Origin of the sequence: Aureimonas sp. AU20, assembly GCF_001442755.1 — a bacterium.
GTDB lineage: Bacteria > Pseudomonadota > Alphaproteobacteria > Rhizobiales > Rhizobiaceae > Aureimonas.
The window spans coordinates 340,266-364,362 of the sequence record NZ_CP006368.1; the positions used below are offsets into that span (position 1 = coordinate 340,266).

A 24,097-nucleotide genomic window follows, 5' to 3' on the forward strand; every position below is an offset into this window, starting at 1 on the left:
ATTCACGGCTTGCATGGCTGCCTCCCGGCGCCGCGATCGGCGCCGGGGACGCTCGCTCGCCCTTGGCCTGTAGCCGAGGTCAGGCCAGCCCCTCCGCCGCGACGGCTCCGGTGAGGCGCTCCAGCGTGCGGCCCATGCGGGTCATGATCTCGCCGACATCCTCCTCCGTGACGATCATCGGCGGGCAGAGCGCCAGCTGGTCGACGATGGAGCGGAAGATCAGCCCTTCCTCGTGGCCGATCGCGGCGGCGATCTGCCCGGCTCGGCCGGCCTTCTCGAAGGGGCGCTTGGTCGCCTTGTCGGCCACCAGCTCTAGCGCCCCGATCAGCCCCGCGCCCCGCACCTCGCCCACCAGCGGGTGATCGGCGAAGCTCCGGAGCCCCGCTTGGAACGGCTGTTCCAGCCGCGCCGCGTTGCCCATCAGATCACGCTCCTCGATGATCGCGATGTTCTCCAGCGCGACGGCGGTGGCGACCGGATGGCCGGACGCGGTGAAGCCGTGGCCGAACACGCCGAGCCGGGCCGAGTTGTCCGCGATCGGCGCATAGACCGCCTCCGACAGCATGACGGCGGCGAGCGGCATGTAGGAGGAGGTGATCTGCTTCGACAGCGTCATGATGTCGGGCGTGAACCCGTATTTCTGGCAGCCGAAGGGCGTGCCGAGCCGGCCGAAGCCGCAGATCACCTCGTCCGAGACGAGGAGGATGTCGTTGGCCCGGCAGATGCGCTCGACGCCCTCCCAATAGCCGGCCGGCGGCGGCATGACGCCGCCCGCCGCCATCAGCGGCTCGCCGATGAAGGCGGCGATCGTCTCGGCGCCTTCCTGCGCGATGACGTCCTCGAGCTCGCGCAGAAGCCGGGCGGTGAACTCGGCCTCGCTCTCGCCCTCCATTCCGAAGCGGTAGAAATGCGGGCAGGTGAGATGGCGCACCGGGATCGCCGGCAGGTCGAAGTCGCGATGGTTGGTGGGCAGGCCCGTGAGCGAGCCGGAGGCGATGGTGATGCCGTGATAGGCCTTGGTGCGGGCGAGGAACTTCTTCTTCTCGGGCTTGCCCATCGCGTTCGAGCGATACCAGACCATCTTGACGATCGTGTCGTTGGCCTCCGAGCCGGAGGAGGTGAAGAAGGCGCGGGTCAGGGGCTCGGGCGTCATCTCGGCGAGTTTCTCGGCGAGGCGGATCGAGGGCTCGTTCGATTTGGAGGTGAACGTGTGGTAGTAGGGCAGCTTCAGCATCTGCTGATAGGCCGCGTCCGCCAGGCGCTTTTCGGAAAAGCCGACGCCGACCGACCAGAGCCCGGCCAGCCCCTCGATATACTCCTTGCCGCGATCGTCATAAACGCGGATGCCCTCGCCCCGCGCCATGACCAGCGGGCCGTTGGTCTCGTGCGCGCGTAGGTTGGTGACGGGATGCACGACATGCGCGATGTCGGCTGCGGCGAGGGAGTTCGAGAGTGCGTCCATGATTGCCGTCCTTGGGCCAAGTGCCGATGCTTGAGCGTCGTGGTGCCGGGATCGCGGGCGATCCCGAGCGGGAAATGGTCGCGGCCGGGCCACTGAGAGAGGCCGGGCGGCATCGAAGCGGAAGCCTAAGCTGGCGGACAGCATCGCCCTTTTGTGAGCCGCCGCAAGCCGAAACCTCGAGGCGAACGCCTCGTGCCTCCTGAACGTCCGGTCACGCCGCGACGCGGCGGCGGCGGTTCATGAAGGCGACGAGCGCGGCCAGAACCAGCGTGCCGACGATCAAGATGAAGGCGGCTGCGGCGATGGCCGGGCTGATATTCTCGCGGATCGAGGAGAACATCTGGCGCGCCAGCGTGCGCTGGTTCGGCCCCGCCACGAAGAGCGTCAGCACCACTTCGTCCAGCGAGGTGGCGAAGGCGAAGACCGCGCCGGTGACGATGCCGGGCATCGCGAGCGGAAAGGTGATGCGCCGGAACACCGTGACCGGCGAGGCGCCGAGACTTGCCGCCGCGCGCTCCACCCGCCGGTCGATGCCTTGCAGCGCGGTCGAGACGCTGACCACGACGAAGGGCACGCAGAGCACGGCATGGGCGAGAATGACGCCGGTGTAGCTGCTGGTGAGGCCGAGCCGCCCGAGGGCGGTCTGGAGACCGACGCCCAGCACCACGGCGGGCACCACCATCGGCAGAAGGAAGACGGTGCGCAAGGCGTTGCCGAAGGGCACGAGACCGCTGCGCAGCCCGAGCGCGGCGAGCGTGCCGAGCACCACGGCCAGCACCGTCGCACCCAGCCCGATCACCAGACTGTTGACGATTGCCAGCCGCCAAACATCCGAATTGGCGAGTTCAGCGAACCAGCGCAGCGACAGCGACGGGATGGGATAGTTGAGGAAAATGCCGGAGGTGAAGGCGAGCGGCAGGATGGCGATCAGCGGCGCCAGAAGAAAGAAGACCGCGAGCGTTCCGAACAGCCCTTGAGCGACACGCATCATGGCTCAGGCCCCCAGCGGCGAGCCGGCGCGCGACAGCCGGCCATAGACGAGATAAAGCGCCGTCGTCACCACGAGCAGGATCAGCCCCAGCGCCCCGGCCATACCCCAATTCGCCGTCTGCAGCGCGTAGAAGGCGATGATGGAGGAGATCATCTGGTCGTTCGGGCCGCCGACCAGCGCCGGCGTGATGTAGTAGCCGATGGCCACCATGAAGACGAGCAGCGAGCCCGACAGGATGCCCGGCATGGCGAGCGGCAGGAGGATGCGGCGGAAGGCGGCGAACGGCGGCGCGCCCATGGAGGCGGCGGCGGGCATCAGCGTCTTCGGGATGGCGTTCACGACGCTGTAGATCGGCAGCACCATGAAGGGCAGCAGCACATGCGTCATGGCGAGCACGACGCCGGTGCGGTTGAAGATCAGCGGCAGTGGCGCGTCGGACAGGCCGAGGCGCACCAGCGCGCCGTTGATGAGACCCTGATCCTGCAGGAGGATGAACCAGGCCGCGGTGCGCACGAGAAGCGAGGTCCAGAGTGGCAAGAGAACTGCCAACATCAGAACGTTTCGCTTCCAGCCCGAGGTCGCCGCCATCAGCATGGCATAGGGCAGGCCGATGGCGAGACAGCAGAGCGTGATCGTGCCGGCGATGACGAAAGTGCGCGAGATGATGAGCCGGTTGGCGGAACTGCCGGCCGGCAGCTCGGCGATCGCGCCCGTGTCGTCCCGCCCGAGATCGGCGGCGGCCAGGAGATTGCGGTCGGTAAAGGCGGAGGAGGCGTTGCGGATCGCCGTCCAGAAGGCGGGGTCGGCCCAGCGCGGGTCGAGCGCGGTGAGATCCACCGGCGCGCCTTCGGCCGCGTCCTTCACGGCGCGCTGGGTCTTGGGGATCAGCGAGCGAAAGCCGGAGACTTCGCTGTTGAGGCGGCGCACCGCCGCCCCGAGTTCGATCGCCTGCACGCCGCGCAGGTCGTTGGCGAGCGCGCTCTGAACCTCCGGCGCCGGAACCCCCTCCCCGCTCCAGCCGGTAATCGCCGTGGCGGTCTGTGGCAGGGCCGAGGCCACGGCGGGATCGCGCATGGAGACGGAGATCATCGTCCAGAGCGGCCAGAGAAAGAAGAAGCCCAGAAACAGGAAGAGCGGCGCGATCAGTGCCACGCTGCGAAGGGACGAGCCGGCGCTGGTCATGCCGGAAACACCGCGCAGTCGGCCGGCGCGGCCGAGAGCCAGGTGCGCGAGCCCAGAGCGGGGGGCACGGCGGTCCGCTCGCAACGCGCGACGAAGCGCAGGGCACCGCGCGAGAGATGCAGCCGGAGATGATCGCCCTGATAGACGACGTCGTCGACGCCGGCCTCGATGGCGTTGCTCTCGGCCTGGGGGCGCAGATGCAGCCGCTCGGGCCGCACCGAGAGCATGACGCTGGCACCCGGCTCCAGCCCGGCCGGCCCTTCGGCCTCCAGCCGCGCGCCTTCGCCGAGATCGATGAGAAGCCTCTCTCCGTCGCGCCGCTCGACCTTTGCGGGCAGGAGATTGGTCTCGCCGATGAACTGCGCGACAAAGGCGTTCTCGGGATGGTCGTAGACCCGGGAGGCCGTGCCGATCTGCGAGATGCGGCCCTTGTCGAAGATGGCGATGCGGTTGCTCATGGTGAGCGCCTCGCCCTGGTCGTGCGTGACGAAGACGATGGTGAGGCCGAGCTGGCGGTGCAGCTCGCGAATTTCGAGCTGCATCTCTTCGCGCAGCTGCTTGTCGAGCGCGCCGAGCGGCTCGTCCATCAGGACGACCTTGGGCTCGAAGACAAGGGCGCGGGTCAGCGCCACGCGCTGCTGCTGGCCGCCGGAGAGCTGGTCGGGCCGGCGTTCGCTGAGATGGCCGAGGCGCACGCGGTCGAGCGCGCGCGCCACGCGCTCCTGCGTCTCCGCCTTGCCGAGCCGGCGCATCTGCAGGGGAAAGGCGACGTTCTCGGCGATCGTCATATGGGGAAACAGGGCGTAGTTCTGGAACACGACGCCGATACCACGCTTGTGCGGAGGCAGGTCCTCGATGCGCTCGCCATCCATGCGAATGGTGCCGGATGTGGCGTTCTCGAAGCCGGCCAGCATCATCAGGATCGTCGTCTTGCCCGAGCCGGACGGCCCCAGCAGCGACAGGAACTCGCCCTTCTCCACCTCCAGATCCAGGTTCTCAACGACCTTCGTCATGCCGAAGGATTTCGATACGTCGTGGAAATGGATGAAGTTCTTCATCGAGCCCTGTTCGCTTGCTGCGGGAGCCTTGGCGGTCCGGCGGGTCGGCAGAAGAGCCGGCCCGCCAGACGTCTTACTGAGAGACCCAGGCGTTGAAGCGGGCCGTCAGCGCTTCGATATTGTCCACCCAGAAGTCGGTGTCGAGCGGAATGGCGACATCGAGGTTGGCCGGCGCGGTCGGCAGGTTGGCGGCGACGTCCGGCTTCAGCATCGCGCCGGCTTCCTTGTTGGGAAGACCATAGGCGATATAGTCCGGCAGCTTGGACTGGTTGGCCGGCTCGCTGGCGAACTGGATGAAGTCGAAGGCGGCGTCCTTGTTGGGCGAGCCCTTGAGCACGACCCAGCTGTCCACGGCGTAGATCGAGCCGGGCCAGACGATCTGGAAGTTCTTGCCCTCGGTCTTGTTGATGCCGGCGAGGCGCCCGTTATAGGCGGAGGTCATTACCACTTCGCCCGAGGCGAGAAGCTGGATCGGCTGCGCGCCGGCCTCCCACCAGACGAGGTCCTTCTTGATCGTGTCGAGCTTCTTGAAGGCGCGGTCGACGCCCGCCGGGGTCGCGAGCGTCGTATAGACGTCCTTGGGCGCGACGCCGTCGGCGATGAGGGCGAATTCCAGCGCGTATTTCGGCCCCTTGCGCAGCGCGCGCTTGCCGGGGAACTTGGCGGTGTCGAAGAAGTCGGCCCAGCTTGTCGGCGCCTGCTTCAGCTTGTCGGCATCGTAGCCGAGGCCCGTGGTCCAGACGATGGCGCCGACGCCGCAATCGCTGACGGCGGAGGGGATGAACTTGTCCTTGCCGCCGAGCTTCGACCAGTCCACCGGCTCGTAGATTCCGTCGGCGCAGCCGAGCGCCAGTTCCTCGGCCTCGACCTGCACCGCGTCCCAGTTCGGCGTGCCGGCCTGCATCTTGGCCGAAAGGACACCGTAGCCGCCGTCCCACGATTCTTCCAAGAGCGGCTTGCCGGTCTTCTCGCTGAAGGGCTTGAAGTAGATGGTGCGCTGGGCGTCCTGGTAGTTGCCGCCCCAGGAAACCACCGTCAGGTCCCGCGCCGAAGCGGGAGCGGCGATCAGCAAGGTCGCGGCAACGAGGCCACCGAGGAGTTTGCGAGTTCCATTGCGTGACATCGAGCGTCTCCCAAATTGAAGAATTCAAACCTGAGGCACGAAGGCGCACGGGCGCAACGACTTCCCGCAGCTGGTCGAAAAACTCACCACGGCGCTCAATAGGTCGGCGGCGTGATCGCGCTGATCAGTTCCGCCGGCTCGGCGCCGGCGTTGCGGAAACGATGCGGCGTCTCGCTGTCGAAGTAGTAGGCGTCGCCCGCCTGAAGCCGGCGCGCCTGATCGCCGACCGTGACCTCGACCTGGCCTTTGAGCACGATGCCGGCCTCCTGCGCCTTGTGCGAGAAGGCATCCCCCGTATCGGCGCCGGGGCAATAGGTTTCGTGCAGCATCAGAAGGCGGCGGTTGGGATGGTTGATCCCGACCATGCGGTAGGAAATGCCGTCGCTTCGCCCGATTTCCGGCAGATCGTCGGCGCGGTAGAAGGGCGAATGGGGCAGCCGGTCGCCGATCTCGGAGAAGAAGCCGGTGAGCGTCGAGCCCATGGCTTCGAGAATGGCGCTCAGCGTATCGACCGAGGGGCTTAGCCGGTCCCGCTCCAGAAGCGAGATGGTGGAATGCGAGATGCCGGAGCGCACCGCGAGCTGGCGCGTCGTCAGCTGTCGGCGGCGTCTGAGCTCCCGGATCGCGGCTCCAATGGCGGGCATTCCCATCTCCAGGTTCGGCCCTTCAGGGCTCTGCGGTCTGGTGACGATACTAGACAGCGGCGCGCGGCGCCATTGTCCCTTCGTGCTGCGTCTGCGAGCGTTCTGCCGCAAACAGCGGCAAAGGATGAGTGACATGGCGCCCGAGATTGAAGCCCTTCGCAAGCGACTCACATTCGTAAAGGCGCCCCAGGCCGACAAGGAGACGCAAACCAGCGTGTCGGGCACCGTCGCGGAGGTTCTCTCGGCCGTTCGTCAGGAAGGCGACGCGGCGCTGCGGCGCTACTCCAAGGCCTTCGACAAGATCGAGCCGGAGGCGTTCGAGGTGACGCTGGAGGAGCGCGAGGCGGCGGTGGCAAAGCTCGACCCGCAGACCCGGGCCGACACGGAATTCGCCATCGGCAACGTGCGCGCGTTCGCCGAGGCGCAGCTGAAGACCATGCTGCCGCTGGAGATCGAGCTGCGGCCGGGCCTGCATCTCGGCCACCGCGTCATCCCCGTCGCGCGGGTCGGCGCCTATGTGCCGGGCGGCCGCTATCCCCTGCTTTCGGCGCCGATCATGACCATCGTGCCGGCCAAGGTCGCGGGCTGCGCGGAAGTGGTGGCGTGCCTGCCGCCGACGGCGGCCGAGGCCATGATCGCCGGATGTCACTTGTCGGGCGCGGACCGCATCTTCCGGGTCGGCGGCGCGCAGGCCATCGCCGCCATGGCCTTCGGCACGGAGTCGATCCCGGCGGTGCACAAGATCGTCGGACCGGGCAATGCCTATGTGAACGAGGCCAAGCGACAGGTCTTCGGACCCGTCGGCATCGACCAGCTGGCGGGGCCGAGCGAGATCTACACGCTGGCAGACGAGACGGGGAATGCCGAGATCATCGCGATCGACCTGCTGGCCCAGGCCGAGCACGACGTTCACACCCGCGTCGGCCTTCTCACCACCCATCGTCCGCTGGCGGACGCCGTGATCGCCGAGGTCGAGCGGCAGTTGCAAACGCTGTCCACCGCCGCGGTCGCGCGCGTCGCCTGGGAGCGACAGGGCGAGGTGACGGTCTGCGAGAGCGAGGCGGACCTCATCGCCTATTCCGACTGGATCGCCGCCGAGCATCTTCAGGTCCACACGCGGGACGCCAAGGGGCTGGCTGCGCGCCTGTCGGGCTACGGCTCGCTTTTCATCGGCACCAAAGCGAGCGTCGTCTATTCCGACAAGTGCTGCGGCACCAACCACACGCTGCCGACCATGGGCGCGGGGCGCTACACCGGCGGGCTCTGGGTCGGCTCCTATGTGAAGATCGCCACCCATCAATGGCTGGAGGACGAGGGTGTCGCGACGGTGGCCCCGCCCGCCGTCCGTCAGAGCGCCAGCGAGGGGCTGGAAGGCCACCGCCGCGCTGCCGCGCTACGCTTGGAGAAGCCCGAGCTTTTCGCCTGACGGCTGGCGAGGCCGAGCGGGAGAGGCGCCCAGTGCCTCCCCCGAAAGCTTAGGCGGGCTCGCGCCGCGATATATGATATGCAGGGTTTCGCACGGAGACGCCTGCTTGTCGAAGATCGAATACCGAACCCTCAACGACCTCGCCTATGACCGCATCCGCGAAGGGCTGATGGCGGCGTCCTTCCATCCCGGCCAGGTCCTGGTGATCCGCACGCTGGCCGAGAGCTACGGCATCTCGACGACGCCGGTGCGCGAGGCGTTGCAGCGGCTGGTGGCCGAGCGTCTTTTGGTTCTCTTGCCCAACCGCTCCATTGCCGTGCCGGGCCTGGAGGCGGCGAAATATGCCGAGATCGCGCGCATCCGCTGCGAGCTGGAGGGCTTGGCGGCGGAACTCGCCACGCCGCGCCTCGGCAAGCCTGCCTTGCGAAAGCTCGCCAAGCTCGTCTCCGATATGGACGCCAGTCTGGAGCGGCGCGATCACGACGCCTACCGCCGAGAGAACCAAGCCTTTCACTTCGCGATCTATTCCGAATGCGGTTCGCCGCGCCTGTTCCAGCTGATCCAGGATCTCTGGAGCGAGACCGGCCCCTATATGAAGGAGCTCTTCGGCGCGCCGGCCTACGAGCCCAAGGCCAACGAGGCGCATCAGGCGCTGCTGCGGGCGCTGGACCGGCGCGAGCCCAAGACCGCGCGCGCCAGCGTCATCGCCGATCTCACCGTCGCCGGCGGATTCCTGATCCCGCATCTCGAAGCGCTGGAAGCCTCACGCGACGGTAAGGCCAAGACGTCGACTTAAGCCGTCGCTTTCAGCGAGTCGGAGAGAACGGACACGAAGAGATCGGCATTCTCGCGGGTGAAGACGAGCGGCGGGCGGATCTTCAGGCTGTTGTGGTTCTTGCCCGAGATCGAGATCAGAACGCCGCGCTCGCGCATGGCGTTGACGACGCGCGAGGCGCGCTCGCGGTCGGGCGTCCGGCTCGCGCGGTCCTCGACGAACTCCACCGCCAGAAACAGCCCGACGCCGCGCACGTCGCCCACCGCCTCGACCCCGGCGCAGGCTTCTTCGATGCCGTGGAGAAGCGCGCGCCCGGTCTCCAGCGCGTTGAGCTGCAGGCCCTCCGTCTCGATCGCGTCGAGCACCGCCATGGCGGCGGCGCAGGACACGGCATTGCCGCCGAACGTATTGAAATAGCGCGCGTTGCGGCCGAACCGGTCGACCACCTCCGGCTTCATGACGACCGCCGAAATCGGCTGTCCGTTGCCCATGGGCTTGCCGAGCGTCACCATGTCCGGCACCACGCCATGCCGCTCGAAGCCCCACATGGCTTCGCCCGTGCGCCCGAAGCCGGGCTGCACCTCGTCCGCGACGAAGAGACCGCCCGCCGCGCGGATCGCCTCCGCCGCGCCGACTAGGAACCCGGTGGGGCCGGTCAGGACCCCGTCGCTGGTGAAGAGCGTGTCGACGATCAGGATTGCCGGCTTGATGCCATGGCGCTTGAGATCGCGGATCGCCGCCTCGACATCGCGTCTGAACGCGGCCCCGACGTCCTCACCGGCCAGATGATAGCGGTCGGGCGCCGGCACGGTGCGCACATGGGCGCCGAGATCGACCGAGGCGCCCAGCGAGGGCGAGAAGGCGGCGACGGCTTCGGTGATCCCGTGATAGGCGTTTTCGGTGACGATCACGCCCTGTCCGCCCGTGTGCGCCTTGGCGATGCGCAGCGCGAGATCGTTCGCCTCGCTGCCCGTGCAGGCGAACATGACCTGGGAAAGGTCCGTGGGGAAGGTCGCCGTCAGCCGCTCGGCATAGTCGAGGATCGCGGTGTGGAGATAGCGCGTGTTGGTGGCGAGCGTGCCGACCTGGGCGCGGATCGCCTCCACGACGCGGGGGTGGCAATGGCCGATCGAGGTGACGTTGTTGTAGGCGTCGAGAAAGCGCCGGCCCGTCTCGTCATAAAGCCAGACCCCCTCGCCGCGCACGAGATGGAGCGGCGAGTCGTACATCAGCCGATAGGCCGGCCCCAGCGTGCGCGCCCGGCGCTCGATCAAACCCGCGTTCTCCGGCGAAACGTCGCCGCGTCCGGGGACGAAGGCGTTCGGCATGGCGAGGTCGGCGGCGGAACTCATGAGGCACGACTCCAGCGGGCGTGAGGCGAAGGCTTTTGGCGCTTGGTCGCTAGGGTGCGAGCAGGGCGAGCAAGGGCCTTCGAGCTCTTGGGTTTGATGCATGATATATCATTGACCGAAGTGTGGAAAGTGCCGGCCGTGACTTGCTTGGCTGATCGTGTGAACGCCGGCCGAGATATGGACTAAACCGATTGATCGGCGGCCGGTATATGATATATCATGATAGCAAATCATGTCGTCCTCATCTGAGCGTCTTGCCACATAGGGTTGATCCGTCCCCCTCTCGCGCACCCTTCGGAGTCTCCATCCCTCATGTCCACAGGTTCCGACGGAGCAAAAGAAGCAAAAAACGCCTTCACGACGAGCGCGCCGGACTTTTCCTTGAGCGAGATCGAGGCCTTGGTGGCGGCGCGCTATGGGCTCGCCGGGCGCGCCTCGTTTCTGACGAGCGAGCGCGATCTCACCGTGCGAGTCGATGCCTCGGGCGGCGAAAGTTTCGTCCTCAAGATCGCCAATGCGGCGGAAGACCCCGCCGTCTCCGAGTTCCAGAACCGCGCGCTCGAACACCTCGAACGGATCGCGCCGGATGTGCCGGCCTCTCGCCTCGTGCCGACTTTGGACGGCGCGTCTGAATTCCTAGCGGAGAAGCACGGTCAGCCGCATTTCACCCGGCTCCTGACCTGGCTTCCCGGCCGCCCGCTTTTCGGCACGCCCCAAACCGCGCCGCAGATGCGCGCACTCGGGACCGCGCTCGGCCAGCTCGCCAAGGCGCTGTCGAACTTTCGCCATCCGGCCGCCGACCACGAGATTGTTTGGGATCTGAGGCGCGTGCCGCAACTGATTCCGCTCACGGCCCATGTCGGGGACGACGCCTTGCGCGAGCGGGTGGAAGCGGCCTTCCTGCGGTTTCGCGACGAAATCCTGCCGCTGGCGCCGGGCTTTCGCACGCAGGTCGTGCACAACGACTTCAACCCGTTCAATCTCCTAGTCGCGCCGGACGACAGCGACCGGGTCACCGGCATTCTCGACTTCGGCGATCTCGTCTCGACCTCAGCGATCTACGATCTCGCCATCGCCTGCGCCTATCAGGTGGCGGAGGATGGGCCGCCGCTCGCCTTCGTGGCGGAGCTGCTGGCAGGCTATCACGCGGTCCATCCCGTGCCCGAACGGGAGGTCGATCAGCTTTTCGATCTCATCGCCGCCCGCCATGCGATGACCATCACGATCGGGGAATGGCGCGCCAGCCGTTATCCCGACAACGCCGCCTATATCCTGCGCAACCACGCGCGGGCGCGCGCCGCTATGACCCGTTGCGCCGCCCTGCCCCGCGCCGAGGCTCAGTCGATCTTGCGCCGGGCCTGCGGCTATGCGTAGACCTTAACCGTGGTCGAAACCGCCCGCCCGATCCATCTCGCCCAGCACCGGCGAGGGGCGGTCCAGCGACAGTCCGGCCTCGCCGAAGCGGATCGGCGTGCGCAGTCCCGGCACCCCGCCCGGCGCGATCCGCAGGCCGCGATGGGTCACCTGCGGATCGTCGAAGACATCGGCCAGCGTGTTGATCGGCCCGGCGGGCACGCCCTCGCGCTCCAGCGCGGCCAGAAACTCGTCGCGCGAGCGGCGCGCCAGCCGCTCCGTCATGACAGGCACCAGAACCGCCCGGTTCGCGACACGCGCCTCGTTGGTGGCGAAGCGTTCGTCCGTTGCGAGCTCCGATAGGCCAAGCTCGGCGGCCAGCCGGGCGAACTGCCGGTCGTTGCCGCAGGCGATCACGACATGCCCATCGGCGACGGGAAAGCTTTGGTAGGGCACGATATTGGGATGGGCGTTGCCGAGCCGCATCGGCGCCACGCCGCTGGCGAAATAGTTCAACGCCTGGTTGGCGAGGACGCCGGTCATGCAGTCCATCAGTGCCATGTCGATCCGGTCGCCGCGCCCGGTGCGCTCGCGCCGCGCCAAGGCGGCCTGGATCGCGATCGTGCCGTAGAGGCCGGTGAAGATGTCGGCGAAGGCGACGCCGATCTTCTGCGGCTCGCCCTCGGGATCGCCGGTCAAGTCCATGATGCCGCTCATGGCTTGAATCATGAAATCGTAGCCGGCCCGCGCGGCATAGGGCCCGTCCTGACCGAAGCCGGTGACGGAGCAATAAACGAGGCGCGGATTGCCGTCCGAAAGGCTCTCGTAGTCGAGTCCGTATTTGGCGAGCCCGCCGACCTTGAAGTTCTCCACCAGCACGTCCGCCTCGAGCGCCAGCCGTCGCACCAGCGCGCGGTCCTCCTCCATGGCGAAATCCGCGACGAGCGACCGCTTGCCCCGGTTGCAAGCGTGGAAATACGCCGCCACCCGCTCGCCTCCGTGGGTGACGAAGGGCGGACCCCAGCGGCGCGTGTCGTCGCCTGCGGGCGCCTCGACCTTGATCACCTCCGCGCCGAGATCGGCCAGCGTCTGGCCGATCCAGGGTCCGGCCAGGATGCGGGCGAGTTCCAGAACCTTGAGGCCCTTGAGCGGCGCGTCCGCCTTGCCCTCCGATGGCATCAGAAGAAAGCCTGCAGGCCGGTCTGCGCCCGGCCGAGGATCAGGGCATGAACGTCGTGCGTGCCCTCGTAGGTGTTCACCGTTTCCAGGTTCTGCGCGTGGCGCATCACGTGGTACTCGCCCATGATGCCGTTGCCGCCATGCATGTCCCTCGCCTCGCGGGCGATGGCCAACGCCTTGCCGCAATTGTTGCGTTTCACCAGCGAGATCATCTCCGGGGCCATGCGGCCCTCGTCGAACAGGCGGCCGACGCGCAGCGCCCCTTGCAGACCCAGCGCGATCTCGGTCTGCATGTCGGCGAGCTTGCGCTGGACGAGCTGCGTCTGTGCCAGGGGACGGCCGAACTGCGTGCGCTCCAGCGTGTAGCTTCGCGCCCGGTGCCAGCAATCTTCCGCCGCGCCCATCGCGCCCCAGGAGATCCCGTAGCGCGCCCGGTTGAGGCAGCCGAACGGCCCTTTCAGGCCCGACACGTTGGGAAGCAGCGCGTCTTCGCCGACTTCCACTCCGTCCAGAACGATCTCGCCCGTCACCGAGGTGCGCAGCGACAGCTTGCCCTCGATCTTCGGCGCGGACAGGCCCTTCATGCCCTTTTCCAGAACGAAGCCACGGATCGCGCCGTCATGCGCGGCCGATTTCGCCCAGACCACGAAGACATCGGCGATCGGCGAATTGGAAATCCACATCTTGGCGCCCGACAGGCGGTAGCCGCCATCGATCCGCTCGGCCTTGGTGCGCATGCCGCCGGGGTCCGAACCGGCATCGGGCTCGGTCAGGCCGAAGCAGCCGATCCATTCGCCGGAAGCGAGCTTCGGCAGATACTTTTGCCGCTGCGCCTCGGTGCCATAGGCATGGATCGGATACATGACGAGCGAGGATTGCACGCTCATCATCGAGCGATAGCCAGAATCCACCCGCTCCACGGCGCGGGCCACCAGCCCATAGGCGACATAGGAGGCGCCGGCGCAGCCATAGTCCTCCGGCAGCGTGACGCCGAGAAGCCCGAGTTCGCCCATCTCGCGGAAGATCGATGCGTCCACCGTCTCCCTGGCATAGGCCTCGACCACGCGCGGTCGCAGCCGCTCCTCGGCGAACTGCGTCGCCGTCTCGAAGATCATCCGCTCGTCGTCGCTGAGCTGCTCGGCGAGATGGAACGGATCGGCCCAGTCGAAGGCGGCGGGCGCGGCGGAATGGTCGGGCTTGGTGGTCGGGGCGGCGGACATGGCTGCTCCTTCGGGGGCATCGGAAGCGCCATGTAACGTTGCGCGCCGCCCTTGTTCAAACGACAATCGTTTCTGAGTTCATCGGGAAAGTCGATCAACCTCCATGCGCAACGTCCATCATCCCACGGTCGCGGAGCTGCGCGCCTTCGTCGCCTGCATGGAAAAGGGATCGGTGACGGCGGCGGCCGACAGCCTGTCGCTGACCCAGAGCACGGTCAGCCGATCGCTCGCCCTGCTGGAGGAGAAGCTCGGCGTGCCGCTGTTCCACCGTGTGCGAAAGCGCCTCGTGCCCTCCGATGCTGGTCGTCTCTTCGCGGTGGACGCGGCCGGCATCCTGGCCCGGCTGGAAGAGGCGACCGTCAAGACCATGGCCTTCGGCGGGCGGCGGGACATCCTCAATCTCGCCGTGCTACCGACCTTCGCCTCGCGCTGGCTGACGCCGCGCTTGCAAGGCTTTTCGACTTCCGCGCCGGAGATCAGCCTCAACCTCGCCGCGCGCCTGCTTCCCGTCGATCACGAGCGGTACGGGTTCGACGCCTCGATCCTGCGCACGGCGCAAGGGCCGGCTGGGTTCGGCGCTCTGATGCTCGAAACGGATCGGCTGGTGCCCGTAGCCAGTCCGCGTCTGATGGAGGGCGGGGCGGTGCGGGACGCCGGTGCGCTTCTGGCGCTGCCCCTGCTGCAGCAGGCGACGCGGCCGACGCTTTGGCTGGAATGGTTTCGCGAGGCGGGGCTCGACGTTCGCAACATCCTGCGCGGCCATCGCTTCGACCAGTTCGCCACCGTGGTGGAAGGCGCCGTGGCCGGGCTCGGCGTGGCGCTGGTGCCCGACTTCGCCGTCCGCCGCGAGCTGGAGGCCGGGCTTCTCGTGCCCGCCTCGCCCCGCACGCTCAGCCTCGCGCCGCCTTATACGTTGGTCTATCCCCAGCGCAGCGTGGAGCGCTCCGCCTTCCGCACGTTCCTGCGATGGCTGACGGAGCTCGCGGCGGAGGCGCCGTCTCAATTGGCCGGTACGGCCCCGGACGGCACGGGCGCGCGCGAGCCGTCCGCCGGCGTCGTGCCCCCGGGGCCGACCGTGACGGACGGACCGCCGCTGCCGGAATAGAAGGCGACCGCCAGCACGACGAGGACGATCGCGGCGGTCACGACCATCCAGGTCGAGCCTCGGCGACGGTTGAGAGGTTTGGGCGATTTGGGCATGGGCGCTCCTTCGGTGACATAGCTAGGGCGCGCGGCGCGAACAGGTGCCGGTCATCGTTCATACTTTCGTAACCGGCCATTCCGTCCGCGCGGGTCTCCCATTCCGGCTTTACGCTACTGCGGGAGAAGCGAAGCGCCTATGTTCGGCTTGTCAGCAAACACCAAGCAGGAACCGGCCACCATGGACGAGAGGCCGGACACTTAGGAAAACCCATGAACCTCGCTCGCTCCTTCAGCACCTGGCGCCAGTATCGCAACACCACCAACGAGCTAAACCGTCTTTCGCAGCGCGAACTCGCCGATCTCGGCATTGCGCGCGCGGACATCCCGGCCATCGCCCGTCAGGCGACGCGCTAACAGTTTCACGCTTTCGCCTCGGCCGGTCCTCCCCCGGTCGCGGCGCTCGAGCCGAACGGGTCCTCCCCCCTTTCGGCTTACCCCTGACGCCCTTGCCGGTCCTCCCCCGGCGAGGGCGTTTTCATTTGTGCAGTCTTCCAATGGCTGTGACGGGCTCTCGCTGCTTTCCAGCAAAGCGTCCCGGTTCACGGCAGCCCTTCCCTGCCGCATCGTCGTCAGTCAGGAGCATGGGACTCTCGCAAGGGCCCGGCGGATCAGCGGCGCATCACGCCAGCGTGAATGAGGTTCGGCCCCCTCTTGCCCGTTCGTGAGCATTTGAAACGAAGGGTTCGCTGATTGTCTCCAATCTGTGGCGCCGCCGTCACGGACAGGACTTCGGCAAGGCGCTAGGTTTGCCTATGGTCCTGCATTTTCTCCGCTTTCCCGTCGTTGCACCGATCGTCGCCGCGTCGCTTCTTGGTGCCTGCACCAGCATGAGCGGCCCGCAGGATCTCTTGGGAAGCGTGTCTCCGGCGCCGGCGCAGCAGCAGGTCACGAGTGGCACGTTGCCACCGCCCCCTGGCCTGTCGGCCCATCCCCAAAGCGCGCCTTTGACCCCCGGCCGGATCGCCTCGTCCGCGCAACCCGCTCCCGTGGTCGATCTGGAGGAGCGCGTGCCGGAAACGCCGACCATGCGGGTCGAAGCGCTGGGCGATCTGCCGCGCCGAGCGGACGGCGTCATGATCCTTCCCCCCGCGCCGCGTCTCGACGTGATCGATATCGGGGCCGTGCGGGACGGTCTGGCCGGGACGCCGCCGCGCTCGGCCCGCTCCGCGCCGGTAACCTCCCCCTCCGCGTCACCCGCCGCGCAAGGCCAGGGCGGTCTGCTCTAGGAACCCGCGCGGTCTTCGGCTCGGCCCCACACTCAGCCGCTAGGTTCCGCAGAAGGTTCGGTAGGCCCTCTCTCTGGCCGGCGGCAAGGCGGCGTAGGCGGCGAGGTCCGGTTTGTCGAGATAGGGCTCGGCCAGAGCCTCGTTCAGATGCTCGAACGGACCGGTGTCGCCGCCCATCGCCGCGGCGAGCGCGTTCTCGACGAGGTGATTGCGGGGGATCACGGCGGGGTTTGCCGCGTCCATCGCGGCTTGGCGCTCGCCCGGCCCCATCGGCTCCTTTGCAAGTCGCGCGCGCCAGCGCATGGCCCAGCCGTCATAGGCGGCGGGGTCAGTGAAAAGGGCGCGCAGCCCCGCATCGGCCTGCTCTGCCTCGGCAGCTTTGCCCAGCCCTCGGAATGTCAGGGTGAAGTCGGCGCCCTGCTCGGCCATGGCCTTCAGAAGGTCTTGGATCAGCGCGGCGTCCTCCTCCTGCCGTTCGCTCAACCCGATCTTGCGCCGGAAACCGTCGAAATAGGCGGTGTTGAACGCCTCGGCGAAACCGGACAGCGCGTCCTTTGCGATCTCGACCGCTTCCCCTTCCTCGGGCGCGAGCTGCGGCAGCAGGCATTCGGCGAGGCGCGCGAGGTTCCAGTTCGCGATCGCCGGCTGGTTGCCATAGGCGTAGCGCCCGTTCCGGTCGATCGAGGAGAAGACGGTCGCGGGATCGTAGGCGTCGAGAAAGGCGCATGGGCCGTAGTCGATCGTCTCGCCGGCGATCGACATGTTGTCGGTGTTCATGACGCCGTGGACGAAGCCGACCTGCATCCAGCGCGCCACCAGCGCCGCCTGCCGCGCGCAGACGCCTTCCAAGAGGGCGCGGACGGGATGGGGTGCGGCGGCGGCCTCGGGATAGTGCCGCTCGATCACATGCTGGGCCAGTTGGGCGAGCGCCGCGTCGTCGCCACGCGCGGCGAAGAACTGGAACGTGCCGATGCGAATGTGGCTCGAGGCGACGCGGGTCAGCACCGCGCCCGGCAGGGCGGTCTCGCGGTACACATCCTCGCCCGTCGCGACCGCCGCCAGCGCCCGTGTCGTCGGAATGCCGAGCGCGGCCATGGCTTCGCTGACGATGTACTCGCGCAGGACCGGGCCGAGGCCCGCCCGCCCATCGCCGCCGCGCGAGAAGGGTGTCGGCCCGGAGCCCTTCAGCTGGATGTCGCGGCGGCGCCCTTGCCGGTCCACCACCTCGCCGAGAAGGATCGCCCGCCCGTCTCCCAGCTGCGGCACGAAATTGCCGAACTGATGCCCGGCATAGGCGGCGGCCAGAGGCTCGGCCCCCTCCGGGACCTTGTTGCCGGACAGGATCTCGGCGCCCTCGGTGCTATCCAGCGCGTCCGCGTCGAGCCCGAGCTCGGAGGCCAGCGGGCGGTTCAGCTTGACGAGGCGCGGCGCTGCGACGCGCGTCGGCAGAACGCGCCGATGAAAGGTGTCTCCAAGGCTGACATAGCTGTTGCTGAAGGGAAAATGGGTCGTCATGCGCTCCGCCTTGCTTGCCTGCACCGTTGAGGACCGCCGGCTATCCGTCGTCGGGCATCTAGCGCACCGAACGGAAATCTCGCGGGGGCTGGCCCAGCGGATCATCGCACCGGACAATTCGACGCGAAGGCCCAGCCGTGCGGCCTCGTATCGATCACGCTTGGTTTCTCTCCAGCACAATCCCTTCGACTATCCCTTCACCCGCAGGTCATGTCCCGGGCCTGACGGAGAGACGAGAGCCCGCCGACGAATTTTCTCCCAGCGACGCGCAAAAGAAAATAATCTATCTCACCTATGGATAGATAGAATTTATGCTCCGGCCCGTATCGTCACGATCGGACAGCGAAGCGCATGGCTCCCCTTCGAATTCTCGGCCTTTCCGGCAATGTCACGCAGCCCTCTCGCACCGCCGCTCTGGTGGCCAGCGTCGTCGAGCGGCTTGCCGAGCTGACCGGGGGAGAGGGCGATCTCGTCCAGCTGGCCGACGCTGCCCCGCATGTGCTCTCGGCGCTGACCCGCGCGACCGTGGGCGAAAAGGGCGAGGCGATCCTGCGCCGGGTGGAGACCGCCGATCTGCTCGTGGTCGGCTCGCCTGTCTACCGCGCGTCCTACACCGGCGCGCTGAAACATTTGTTCGATCTCGTGGATTTCAACGCGCTGGCCGGCAAGCCGGCGATCCTCGCCGCCACGGGCGGCAGTCCGTTGCACGGGCTCGTCACCGACCACCAGCTTCGGCCGCTCCTGTCCTTCTTCCGCGCGCTCACCCTGCCGACCACGCTTTATGCCGTGGAGGCCGATTTCACCGATTACCGGCTGGACAGCCCGGCCATCGCCGCGCGGATCGAGCGCGCGGCGCAGGAGGCCGCCGCGCTTCTGGCCGGCGCGCCGGCCCGCGCAGCGCAGCCGATCGCCGTCGCTCTTCACCGCTGACCCATCCTTCAGGAGGAAACCCATGTCCGCACCGACCGAGAACCACGCGCTGAAATTCGCCTATTGGGTGCCGAACGTCTCCGGCGGCCTGGTGATCTCGAACATCGAGCAGCGCACCAGCCATCATCCCCAATACAATCGCGAGCTGGCGCAGATCGCCGAACGCGCGGGCTTCGACTATGCGCTGAGCCAGATCCGCTTCACCGCCGGCTACGGCGCGGACGAGCAGCACGAGAGCGTGTCCTTCAGCCAGGATCTTCTGGCCGCGACCACCAGCCTCAAGGTCATCGCCGCTATCCTCCCGGGACCATGGAACCCGGCCTTGGCGGCCAAGCAGCTTGCGACCATCAGCGTGCTCAGCGGCGGGCGTATCGCGGTCAATATCGTGTCGGGTTGGTTCCGGGGCGAGTTCCACGCCATCGGAGAGCACTGGCTCGACCATGACGAGCGCTATCGCCGCTCGGAGGAGTTCATCCGCTCGCTGCGCGGCATCTGGAGCGAGGATTCCTTCACCTTCCGGGGCGACTTCTACCGCTTCAACGATTATTCGCTGAAGCCCAAGCCGGTCGATCCGCAACCCGAAATCTTCCAGGGCGGGTCGTCCCGCGCCGCGCGCGACATGGCCGCCCGCGTCTCGGACTGGTACTTCACCAACGGAAACACGCCCGAGGGCCTCGCGGCCCAAGTCGAGGACATCCGCGCCAAGGCGGCCGAGCACGGGCGCTCGGTCAAGGTCGGCATCAACGCCTTCGCTATCGTGCGCGACACGGAGGAGGAAGCCTTCGCCGTGCGCGACGAGATCGTCGCCAAGGCCAACCCGGACGCGGTCAAGGCCTTCGGCCACGAGGTGAAGAATGCCGGCAAGGCCTCGCCGGAAGGCGAAGGCAACTGGGCCAAATCGAGCTTCGAGGACCTCGTTCAGTACAATGACGGCTTCCGCACCAACCTGATCGGCACGCCGCTTCAGGTCGCCGAGCGCATCGTGGCGCTGAAGCGGGCGGGCGCCGATCTCGTGCTGCTCGGCTTCCTTCATTTCCAGGAAGAGGTCGAAGCCTTCGGTCGCACCGTTCTACCGCTGGTTCGCGAACTGGAAGCAGAGGGCGACACGCAGCGGCTCGCGGCGGAATAGCGCGCCCAAATCCCAACGCCATCAGGAGATGACGAGATGACGGTCTTCCCCCTGGAAGCCCTGCCGACCTCGCGCGCGCCGATCCGCCCGATCCGGTCAACACTGGCGCGAGCCGACAGCGCCATGTCGAGCGAGACCGCGCTGGCGCTGTCGGGCGTGTCGCTCTCCTTCGGCGGCGTCGCGGCGCTGAGTAATATCGACCTCACTGTCCGGCCGGGCGAGATCCGCGCCATCATCGGCCCCAACGGCGCCGGCAAGAGTTCGCTGGTCAATGTGCTGAGCGGCCTCTACCGGCCCGACCGGGGTCAAATCCGTATCGGCGATCGCAGCGTGTCCAGCGTGCGGGCCAGTCGCCTCGCGTCGCTCGGCATCGCCCGCACCTTCCAGAACCTCGCCCTGTTTCGCGGCCTGTCGGTTCGCGACAACGTGGCGGCGGGCCTCACCCATCGGCGCCGGGCGACCTGGTTCGGCCATGTCCTTGGCTCGCCCGGCGCGCGCCGGGAGCGGGCACGGGACAGCGCCGAGGTGGAGGAGGTGCTGGCCCAGCTTCACCTGTCGGCCCACGCCGATCGGCTGGCCGGCGGCCTGCCTTACGGGCTGCAGAAGCGGGTGGAACTCGCTCGCGCCCTGGTGGCGCGCCCGCGCGTCCTGCTGCTCGACGAGCCGATGGCCGGGATGACGGCTGGGGAAAAGGTCGAAATGGCGGGCTTCGTGCGCGAGGCGCGCGATCGGCTGGGCACAACGGTGGTGCTGATCGAGCATGATATCGGCATCGTCATGGGCCTGTCGGACCATGTCGCCGTGCTCGACTACGGACGCAAGATCGCCGACGGCACGCCGGCGGAGGTGTCCGCCGACCCTGCCGTGATCGCCGCCTATCTCGGCACGGTCCCGGCGGAGGCGGCGTAATGGCCGAGGGGTTCGACTGGCTCTTCTTCACCGAGGTTCTCGTCGGCGGGCTCCTCGCCGGCGTCATGTACTCGCTGGTCGCGATCGGCTTCGTCCTGATCTACAAGACCTCGGGCGTCCTCAACTTCGCGCAAGGCGCGATGCTGCTTTTCGCGGCGCTGACCTTTGTCAGCCTGGTCGAGCGCGGCCTTCCCTTCGTGCTGGCCCTCATTGCCACGCTTCTGGTCATGGCCGTGCTGGGCCTTGCCATCGAGCGGGCGGTGCTGCGGCCCCTCACCAACCGCCCGCCCATCACCCTGTTCATGGCGACGCTCGGCCTCGCCTATGTCATCGAGGGCGCGGCGCAGCTTCTCTGGGGCACGCAGGTCCATGCGCTGGATCTCGGCATCGAGGATCTGCCCTTCGATGTCGGCGGCGTCTTCGTCTCGCAGTTCGACCTGTTCGCCGCCGCCACCGCCGGCCTTCTGGTGGTTGGCCTCATCGCCTTCTTCCGCTGGACGCGCATCGGCCTCGGCTTTCGCGCCGTCGCGGACGATCAATACGCCGCCCTTGCGGTCGGCCTGCGCCTGCCGGTGATCTGGGCCAGCGTGTGGACGGCGGCAGGCGTCGTCGCCCTGGTCGCCGGTCTTCTCTGGGGCGCGCGGCTGGGCGTCCAGTTCTCGCTGTCGCTCGCGGTGCTCAAGGCCCTGCCCGTTCTGGTTCTCGGCGGCTTCGACTCGATCCTCGGCGCAATCGTCGGCGGCCTTCTGATCGGCGCGGGCGAAAAGCTGGCCGAGGTCTATCTCGGCGAAATGTTCGGCGGCGGCATCGAGAGCTGGTTCGCCTATGTCGTGGCGCTGGCCTGCCTGTTGGTTCGTCCGGGCGGCCTGTTCGGCAAGTCCGTGGTCGAGAGGGTCTGAAGCCATGTCCACCCTACCGCTCGACCGGCCCGCGGTCCGACCCCGCCGGCCGGCCCCCACGGCGATCCTCGCGCTTCTGGCCCTCGCCTACGGCATCGTGCCGCTCGTCGGCACGGACTATCTCTTCGACGCGCTGCTGACCCCCTTTCTAGCGCTCAGCCTCGCCGCGCTCGGGCTCAATCTCCTGACCGGTTATGCCGGCCAGCTTTCGCTCGGCTCGGCCGCCTTCATGGGGGTCGGCGCCTTTGCCGCCTTCAATCTGGAGCTGCGCCTGCCCGGTCTTCCGCTTCTCGCCTCGATCGCGCTCGCGGGCGTCTGCGCGGCGGCCGTGGGTCTCGTCTTCGGTCTGCCGAGCCTCCGCCTTCGCGGCTTCTATCTCGCGGTCTCGACGCTCGCCGCGCAGTTCTTCGTCACCTGGGCGCTTACCAAGTTCGGCTGGTTCTCCAACGACAGCCCGTCCGGCGTGATCGACGCCCCGCCGCTGCGCATCGCCGGCTTCACGTTCGCCTCACCCGCCGAGCGCTATCTCTTCTCGCTCACGCTGGTCGCCGGCCTGACCTACCTCGCCCACCGGCTGGTGCGCTCGCCGATCGGCCGCGACTTCGTCGCGGTGCGCGACAACGAGACGGCGGCGCGCATTATCGGCGTGCCTGTGCTGCGCACCAAGCTTCTGGCCTTCGCCCTGTCCTCCTTCGTGATCGGCGTTGCCGGGGCGCTCTGGGCCTTCGCCTATCTCAGGACCGTCGAGCCGCACGGCTTCAATCTCGACCGGTCCTTCCAGATCCTGTTCATCGTCATCATCGGCGGGCTCGCGACGCTTCGTGGCGCTTTTCTCGGCGCGGCGCTGATCGTGGTCTTTCCGCTGCTTCTGTCCCGCGCCGGACAGGCGCTGTTCGGCTCCGTGTTCGACAGCGGCGCCATCGAGATGACGCAGCGCATGATCCTCGGCGCCCTCATCATCCTGTTCCTGATCCTCGAACCCGACGGCCTCGCCGCCCTGTTCGACCGCCTGAAGCGCCGGCTCCTGCCCCAGCGTTGAACGCGGCCGCCCTTTCCCACCACACCGATGTCGAACCGCACGGCGCTTCGACAAACGCCCGGAGTTTGCCCGATGAAACCGCTTTCGCTTCTTCGATCCGCCGCCCTATCGACGGCTCTCGGCCTTGCCGCGCTGGGTCTTGCCTGCGCCCACGGGGCCCGTGCCGACGAGCAGTACTTCCCGCTCCAGAGCTACCGCGTCGGCCCCTATGCCGCCGGCGGCACGGGCTTCTTCGGCGGGTTCATCGACTATCTCAACCTCGTCAACACGCGCGACGGCGGGGTCAACGGCGTCAAGCTGACCTGGAGCGAGGGCGAGACGCAATACGAGGTGGAAAAGGGGGTCGAGGTCTACGAGCGCCTGAAGACCCATCCCGACATTGCAGCCTGGAACCCGCTCTCGGTCGGCATCGCCTATGCCATGATCGACCGGATCACGCAGGACAAGGTGCCGCTCGTCACCATCAACCACGGCCGCACGGACTCCACCGACGGCCGCGTCTTCCCCTATGTCTTCCCGCTGCTGCTCAACCCCTATAGCGAGACGTCGGGCATCGTGAACTACATCGCCGCCAAGGAGGGCGGGCTGGAGAAGCTGAAGGGCAAGAAGCTCGTGGTGCTCTACCACGGCTCGCCCTACGGCAAGGAGACGATCCCGATCTACGAGCTCTTGGCCGAGCAATACGGCTTCACCGTGCAGCAGATCGAGGTGCCTCATCCCGGCAACGAGCAGCAGGCGCAATGGCTGACGATCCGCCGCGCCAAGCCGGATTATGTCGTTCTGCGCGGCTGGGGTGTGATGAACCCCGTGGCGCTGAAGACCGCGCAGAAGACGGGCTTCCCGGCGGACCATATCGTCGGCAACGTCTGGTCCAATTCGGAAGAGGACGTGAAGCCGGCGGGCGACGCCGCCAAGGGCTACACCGCGATCACCACCCAGGCCTCGGGCAACAGCTATCCCGTGGTGCAGGAGATCATCAAGACGCTCTACGACAAGGGCCAGGGCAACCTAGCGGACACGAGCCGCATCGGCTCGGTCTACCACAATCTCGGCATCGTCAACGGTATCCTGAACGTCGAGGCGATCCGCATCGCGCAAGAGAAGTTCGGCAAGCGAACGCTGAGCGGCGACGAGGTGCGCTGGGGCTTCGAGCATCTCCGGCTCGACCCAGCCCGCGTCGAGGCGCTGGGCGCCAAGGACCTGTTCCACTCGATCAACGTCACCTGGGACAATCACGAGGGCGAGGGCCGCGTGACCTTCCAGCAATGGGACGGGCAGAAGTGGAACGTCGTGTCCGACTGGATCGCGCCGGACTGGGCGCTGCTGCGCCCGATCATCGAGAAGTCGGCCGAAGCCTACGCTAGGGAAAAGGGCATTCAGCTGCGCACCGCCGAGGATGCCGAGAAGGTCGCCTCGGGCAAGCAGGCCGCCGCGCAGTAAGGCGCCTTTCCGCCGCTGGAGGAAGCCTCCAGCGGCTCCTCC

At 67.6% G+C, this 24,097-nt stretch carries 22 protein-coding genes; 12 read left to right on the forward strand and 10 right to left on the reverse strand.

Annotated elements, in window-relative coordinates; all coding sequences use genetic code 11:
• Positions 1 to 79: 79 nt before the first annotated feature.
• The 6 genes from M673_RS18490 to M673_RS18515 all read right to left on the reverse strand — a co-directional run bounded on the left by M673_RS18490 (position 80) and on the right by M673_RS18515 (position 6,460).
• Positions 80 to 1,462, reverse strand: a complete 1,383-nt coding sequence (locus M673_RS18490) for an aspartate aminotransferase family protein (RefSeq protein WP_061978172.1) — start codon at positions 1,460 to 1,462, stop codon at positions 80 to 82.
• Between the two features lie 211 nt (positions 1,463 to 1,673).
• A complete protein-coding gene (locus M673_RS18495; RefSeq protein WP_061978173.1) occupies positions 1,674 to 2,453 on the reverse strand; it encodes an ABC transporter permease in 780 nt (259 codons plus the stop codon).
• A 3-nt stretch (positions 2,454 to 2,456) separates the two neighbouring features.
• Positions 2,457 to 3,635 carry an ABC transporter permease gene (locus tag M673_RS18500; RefSeq protein WP_061978174.1) on the reverse strand — a complete coding sequence of 393 codons (1,179 nt, stop codon included), beginning with the start codon at positions 3,633 to 3,635 and terminating at the stop codon, positions 2,457 to 2,459.
• Positions 3,632 to 4,693, reverse strand: a complete 1,062-nt coding sequence (locus M673_RS18505; RefSeq protein ID WP_061978175.1) for an ABC transporter ATP-binding protein — start codon at positions 4,691 to 4,693, stop codon at positions 3,632 to 3,634. Before M673_RS18505 ends, M673_RS18500 begins: the two co-directional genes overlap by 4 nt.
• Before the next feature lie 73 nt (positions 4,694 to 4,766).
• Positions 4,767 to 5,816, reverse strand: a complete 1,050-nt coding sequence (locus M673_RS18510; protein ID WP_061978176.1) for an ABC transporter substrate-binding protein — start codon at positions 5,814 to 5,816, stop codon at positions 4,767 to 4,769.
• 95 nt (positions 5,817 to 5,911) lie between these two features.
• Positions 5,912 to 6,460 (reverse strand): cupin domain-containing protein, encoded by a 549-nt coding sequence (locus M673_RS18515; RefSeq protein ID WP_061978177.1) that lies wholly within the window; start codon positions 6,458 to 6,460, stop codon positions 5,912 to 5,914.
• A gap of 133 nt (positions 6,461 to 6,593) precedes the next feature.
• Here M673_RS18515 and hisD point away from each other — a divergent pair, with 133 nt between their 5' ends.
• Positions 6,594 to 7,886, forward strand: coding sequence for a histidinol dehydrogenase (hisD, locus tag M673_RS18520; RefSeq protein ID WP_187301340.1), 1,293 nt, complete (start codon positions 6,594 to 6,596; stop codon positions 7,884 to 7,886).
• Positions 7,887 to 7,992: 106 nt separating this feature from the next.
• Entirely contained in the window at positions 7,993 to 8,682 is a 690-nt protein-coding gene (locus M673_RS18525; protein WP_061978179.1) for a GntR family transcriptional regulator, read from the forward strand.
• Here M673_RS18525 and M673_RS18530 read toward each other — a convergent pair.
• Positions 8,679 to 10,013, reverse strand: a complete 1,335-nt coding sequence (locus M673_RS18530) for an aspartate aminotransferase family protein (RefSeq protein WP_061978180.1) — start codon at positions 10,011 to 10,013, stop codon at positions 8,679 to 8,681. The two genes, M673_RS18525 and M673_RS18530, sit on opposite strands and share 4 nt — an antisense overlap.
• 381 nt (positions 10,014 to 10,394) lie before the next feature.
• Between M673_RS18530 and M673_RS18535 the strand changes: the two genes are divergently transcribed.
• Positions 10,395 to 11,387 (forward strand): phosphotransferase, encoded by a 993-nt coding sequence (locus M673_RS18535; RefSeq protein WP_062215162.1) that lies wholly within the window; start codon positions 10,395 to 10,397, stop codon positions 11,385 to 11,387.
• 3 nt (positions 11,388 to 11,390) lie between these two features.
• Here the strand turns inward: M673_RS18535 and M673_RS18540 are convergent, their stop codons facing one another.
• Together M673_RS18540 and M673_RS18545 are read right to left on the reverse strand one after the other, a co-directional pair.
• The gene (locus M673_RS18540; protein ID WP_061978182.1) at positions 11,391 to 12,545 is read right to left on the reverse strand and encodes a CaiB/BaiF CoA transferase family protein; all 1,155 of its coding nucleotides are present in this window, start codon (positions 12,543 to 12,545) and stop codon (positions 11,391 to 11,393) included.
• Positions 12,545 to 13,765, reverse strand: a complete 1,221-nt coding sequence (locus tag M673_RS18545) for an acyl-CoA dehydrogenase (RefSeq protein ID WP_061978183.1) — start codon at positions 13,763 to 13,765, stop codon at positions 12,545 to 12,547. Before M673_RS18545 ends, M673_RS18540 begins: the two co-directional genes overlap by 1 nt.
• A gap of 103 nt (positions 13,766 to 13,868) precedes the next feature.
• On the opposite strand from M673_RS18545, the gene M673_RS18550 reads away from it, so the two are divergent.
• The 3 genes from M673_RS18550 (at position 13,869) to M673_RS18555 (ending at position 16,194) form a co-directional block, all read left to right on the forward strand.
• Positions 13,869 to 14,870 (forward strand): LysR family transcriptional regulator, encoded by a 1,002-nt coding sequence (locus tag M673_RS18550; protein WP_082639830.1) that lies wholly within the window; start codon positions 13,869 to 13,871, stop codon positions 14,868 to 14,870.
• A gap of 308 nt (positions 14,871 to 15,178) precedes the next feature.
• Complete coding sequence (locus tag M673_RS23760) at positions 15,179 to 15,322, forward strand: DUF1127 domain-containing protein (protein ID WP_082639832.1); 144 nt, start codon at positions 15,179 to 15,181, stop codon at positions 15,320 to 15,322.
• A 398-nt stretch (positions 15,323 to 15,720) separates the two neighbouring features.
• Positions 15,721 to 16,194 (forward strand): hypothetical protein, encoded by a 474-nt coding sequence (locus M673_RS18555; protein WP_061978184.1) that lies wholly within the window; start codon positions 15,721 to 15,723, stop codon positions 16,192 to 16,194.
• A 39-nt stretch (positions 16,195 to 16,233) separates the two neighbouring features.
• Here M673_RS18555 and M673_RS18560 read toward each other — a convergent pair whose 3' ends face one another.
• Positions 16,234 to 17,709 (reverse strand): protein adenylyltransferase SelO, encoded by a 1,476-nt coding sequence (locus tag M673_RS18560; RefSeq protein ID WP_061978307.1) that lies wholly within the window; start codon positions 17,707 to 17,709, stop codon positions 16,234 to 16,236.
• 351 nt (positions 17,710 to 18,060) lie between these two features.
• Here M673_RS18560 and msuE point away from each other — a divergent pair, with 351 nt between their 5' ends.
• From msuE to M673_RS18590, 6 genes are all read left to right on the forward strand, one after another.
• Positions 18,061 to 18,639: an FMN reductase gene (gene msuE, locus M673_RS18565; protein ID WP_061978185.1), complete on the forward strand. Its 579-nt coding sequence runs from the start codon at positions 18,061 to 18,063 to the stop codon at positions 18,637 to 18,639.
• 22 nt (positions 18,640 to 18,661) lie between these two features.
• On the forward strand, positions 18,662 to 19,768 hold the full coding sequence (gene sfnG / locus M673_RS18570; RefSeq protein WP_061978186.1) for a dimethylsulfone monooxygenase SfnG: 1,107 nt from the start codon (positions 18,662 to 18,664) through the stop codon (positions 19,766 to 19,768).
• Between the two features lie 36 nt (positions 19,769 to 19,804).
• Positions 19,805 to 20,677, forward strand: a complete 873-nt coding sequence (locus M673_RS18575) for an ABC transporter ATP-binding protein (protein WP_061978187.1) — start codon at positions 19,805 to 19,807, stop codon at positions 20,675 to 20,677.
• Positions 20,677 to 21,576, forward strand: a complete 900-nt coding sequence (locus tag M673_RS18580; protein WP_061978188.1) for a branched-chain amino acid ABC transporter permease — start codon at positions 20,677 to 20,679, stop codon at positions 21,574 to 21,576. The genes M673_RS18575 and M673_RS18580 overlap by 1 nt, the downstream gene beginning before the upstream one ends.
• Before the next feature lie 4 nt (positions 21,577 to 21,580).
• Positions 21,581 to 22,615, forward strand: coding sequence for a branched-chain amino acid ABC transporter permease (locus M673_RS18585; RefSeq protein ID WP_082639835.1), 1,035 nt, complete (start codon positions 21,581 to 21,583; stop codon positions 22,613 to 22,615).
• Between the two features lie 72 nt (positions 22,616 to 22,687).
• Positions 22,688 to 24,055 carry an ABC transporter substrate-binding protein gene (locus M673_RS18590; protein ID WP_061978189.1) on the forward strand — a complete coding sequence of 456 codons (1,368 nt, stop codon included), beginning with the start codon at positions 22,688 to 22,690 and terminating at the stop codon, positions 24,053 to 24,055.
• The last annotated feature ends 42 nt before the right edge of the window (positions 24,056 to 24,097 follow it).

Excerpts from the sequence above, each read along its gene's own strand:
- M673_RS18550 (WP_082639830.1), top strand. The coding sequence starts at position 13,869 with ATGCGCAACGTCCATCATCCCACGGTCGCGGAGCTGCGCGCCTTCGTC.
- M673_RS18490 (WP_061978172.1), bottom strand. The coding sequence starts at position 1,462 with ATGGACGCACTCTCGAACTCCCTCGCCGCAGCCGACATCGCGCATGTC.
- M673_RS18510 (WP_061978176.1), bottom strand. The coding sequence starts at position 5,816 with ATGTCACGCAATGGAACTCGCAAACTCCTCGGTGGCCTCGTTGCCGCG.
- M673_RS18495 (WP_061978173.1), bottom strand. The coding sequence starts at position 2,453 with ATGATGCGTGTCGCTCAAGGGCTGTTCGGAACGCTCGCGGTCTTCTTT.
- M673_RS18500 (WP_061978174.1), bottom strand. The coding sequence starts at position 3,635 with ATGACCAGCGCCGGCTCGTCCCTTCGCAGCGTGGCACTGATCGCGCCG.
- M673_RS18580 (WP_061978188.1), top strand. The coding sequence starts at position 20,677 with ATGGCCGAGGGGTTCGACTGGCTCTTCTTCACCGAGGTTCTCGTCGGC.
- M673_RS18560 (WP_061978307.1), bottom strand. The coding sequence starts at position 17,709 with ATGACGACCCATTTTCCCTTCAGCAACAGCTATGTCAGCCTTGGAGAC.
- M673_RS18530 (WP_061978180.1), bottom strand. The coding sequence starts at position 10,013 with ATGAGTTCCGCCGCCGACCTCGCCATGCCGAACGCCTTCGTCCCCGGA.
- M673_RS18555 (WP_061978184.1), top strand. The coding sequence starts at position 15,721 with ATGGTCCTGCATTTTCTCCGCTTTCCCGTCGTTGCACCGATCGTCGCC.
- msuE (WP_061978185.1), top strand. The coding sequence starts at position 18,061 with ATGGCTCCCCTTCGAATTCTCGGCCTTTCCGGCAATGTCACGCAGCCC.
- M673_RS18515 (WP_061978177.1), bottom strand. The coding sequence starts at position 6,460 with ATGCCCGCCATTGGAGCCGCGATCCGGGAGCTCAGACGCCGCCGACAG.
- M673_RS18585 (WP_082639835.1), top strand. The coding sequence starts at position 21,581 with ATGTCCACCCTACCGCTCGACCGGCCCGCGGTCCGACCCCGCCGGCCG.
- hisD (WP_187301340.1), top strand. The coding sequence starts at position 6,594 with ATGGCGCCCGAGATTGAAGCCCTTCGCAAGCGACTCACATTCGTAAAG.
- M673_RS18545 (WP_061978183.1), bottom strand. The coding sequence starts at position 13,765 with ATGTCCGCCGCCCCGACCACCAAGCCCGACCATTCCGCCGCGCCCGCC.
- M673_RS18590 (WP_061978189.1), top strand. The coding sequence starts at position 22,688 with ATGAAACCGCTTTCGCTTCTTCGATCCGCCGCCCTATCGACGGCTCTC.
- M673_RS18505 (WP_061978175.1), bottom strand. The coding sequence starts at position 4,693 with ATGAAGAACTTCATCCATTTCCACGACGTATCGAAATCCTTCGGCATG.
- sfnG (WP_061978186.1), top strand. The coding sequence starts at position 18,662 with ATGTCCGCACCGACCGAGAACCACGCGCTGAAATTCGCCTATTGGGTG.
- M673_RS18540 (WP_061978182.1), bottom strand. The coding sequence starts at position 12,545 with ATGCCATCGGAGGGCAAGGCGGACGCGCCGCTCAAGGGCCTCAAGGTT.
- M673_RS23760 (WP_082639832.1), top strand. The coding sequence starts at position 15,179 with ATGAACCTCGCTCGCTCCTTCAGCACCTGGCGCCAGTATCGCAACACC.
- M673_RS18575 (WP_061978187.1), top strand. The coding sequence starts at position 19,805 with ATGACGGTCTTCCCCCTGGAAGCCCTGCCGACCTCGCGCGCGCCGATC.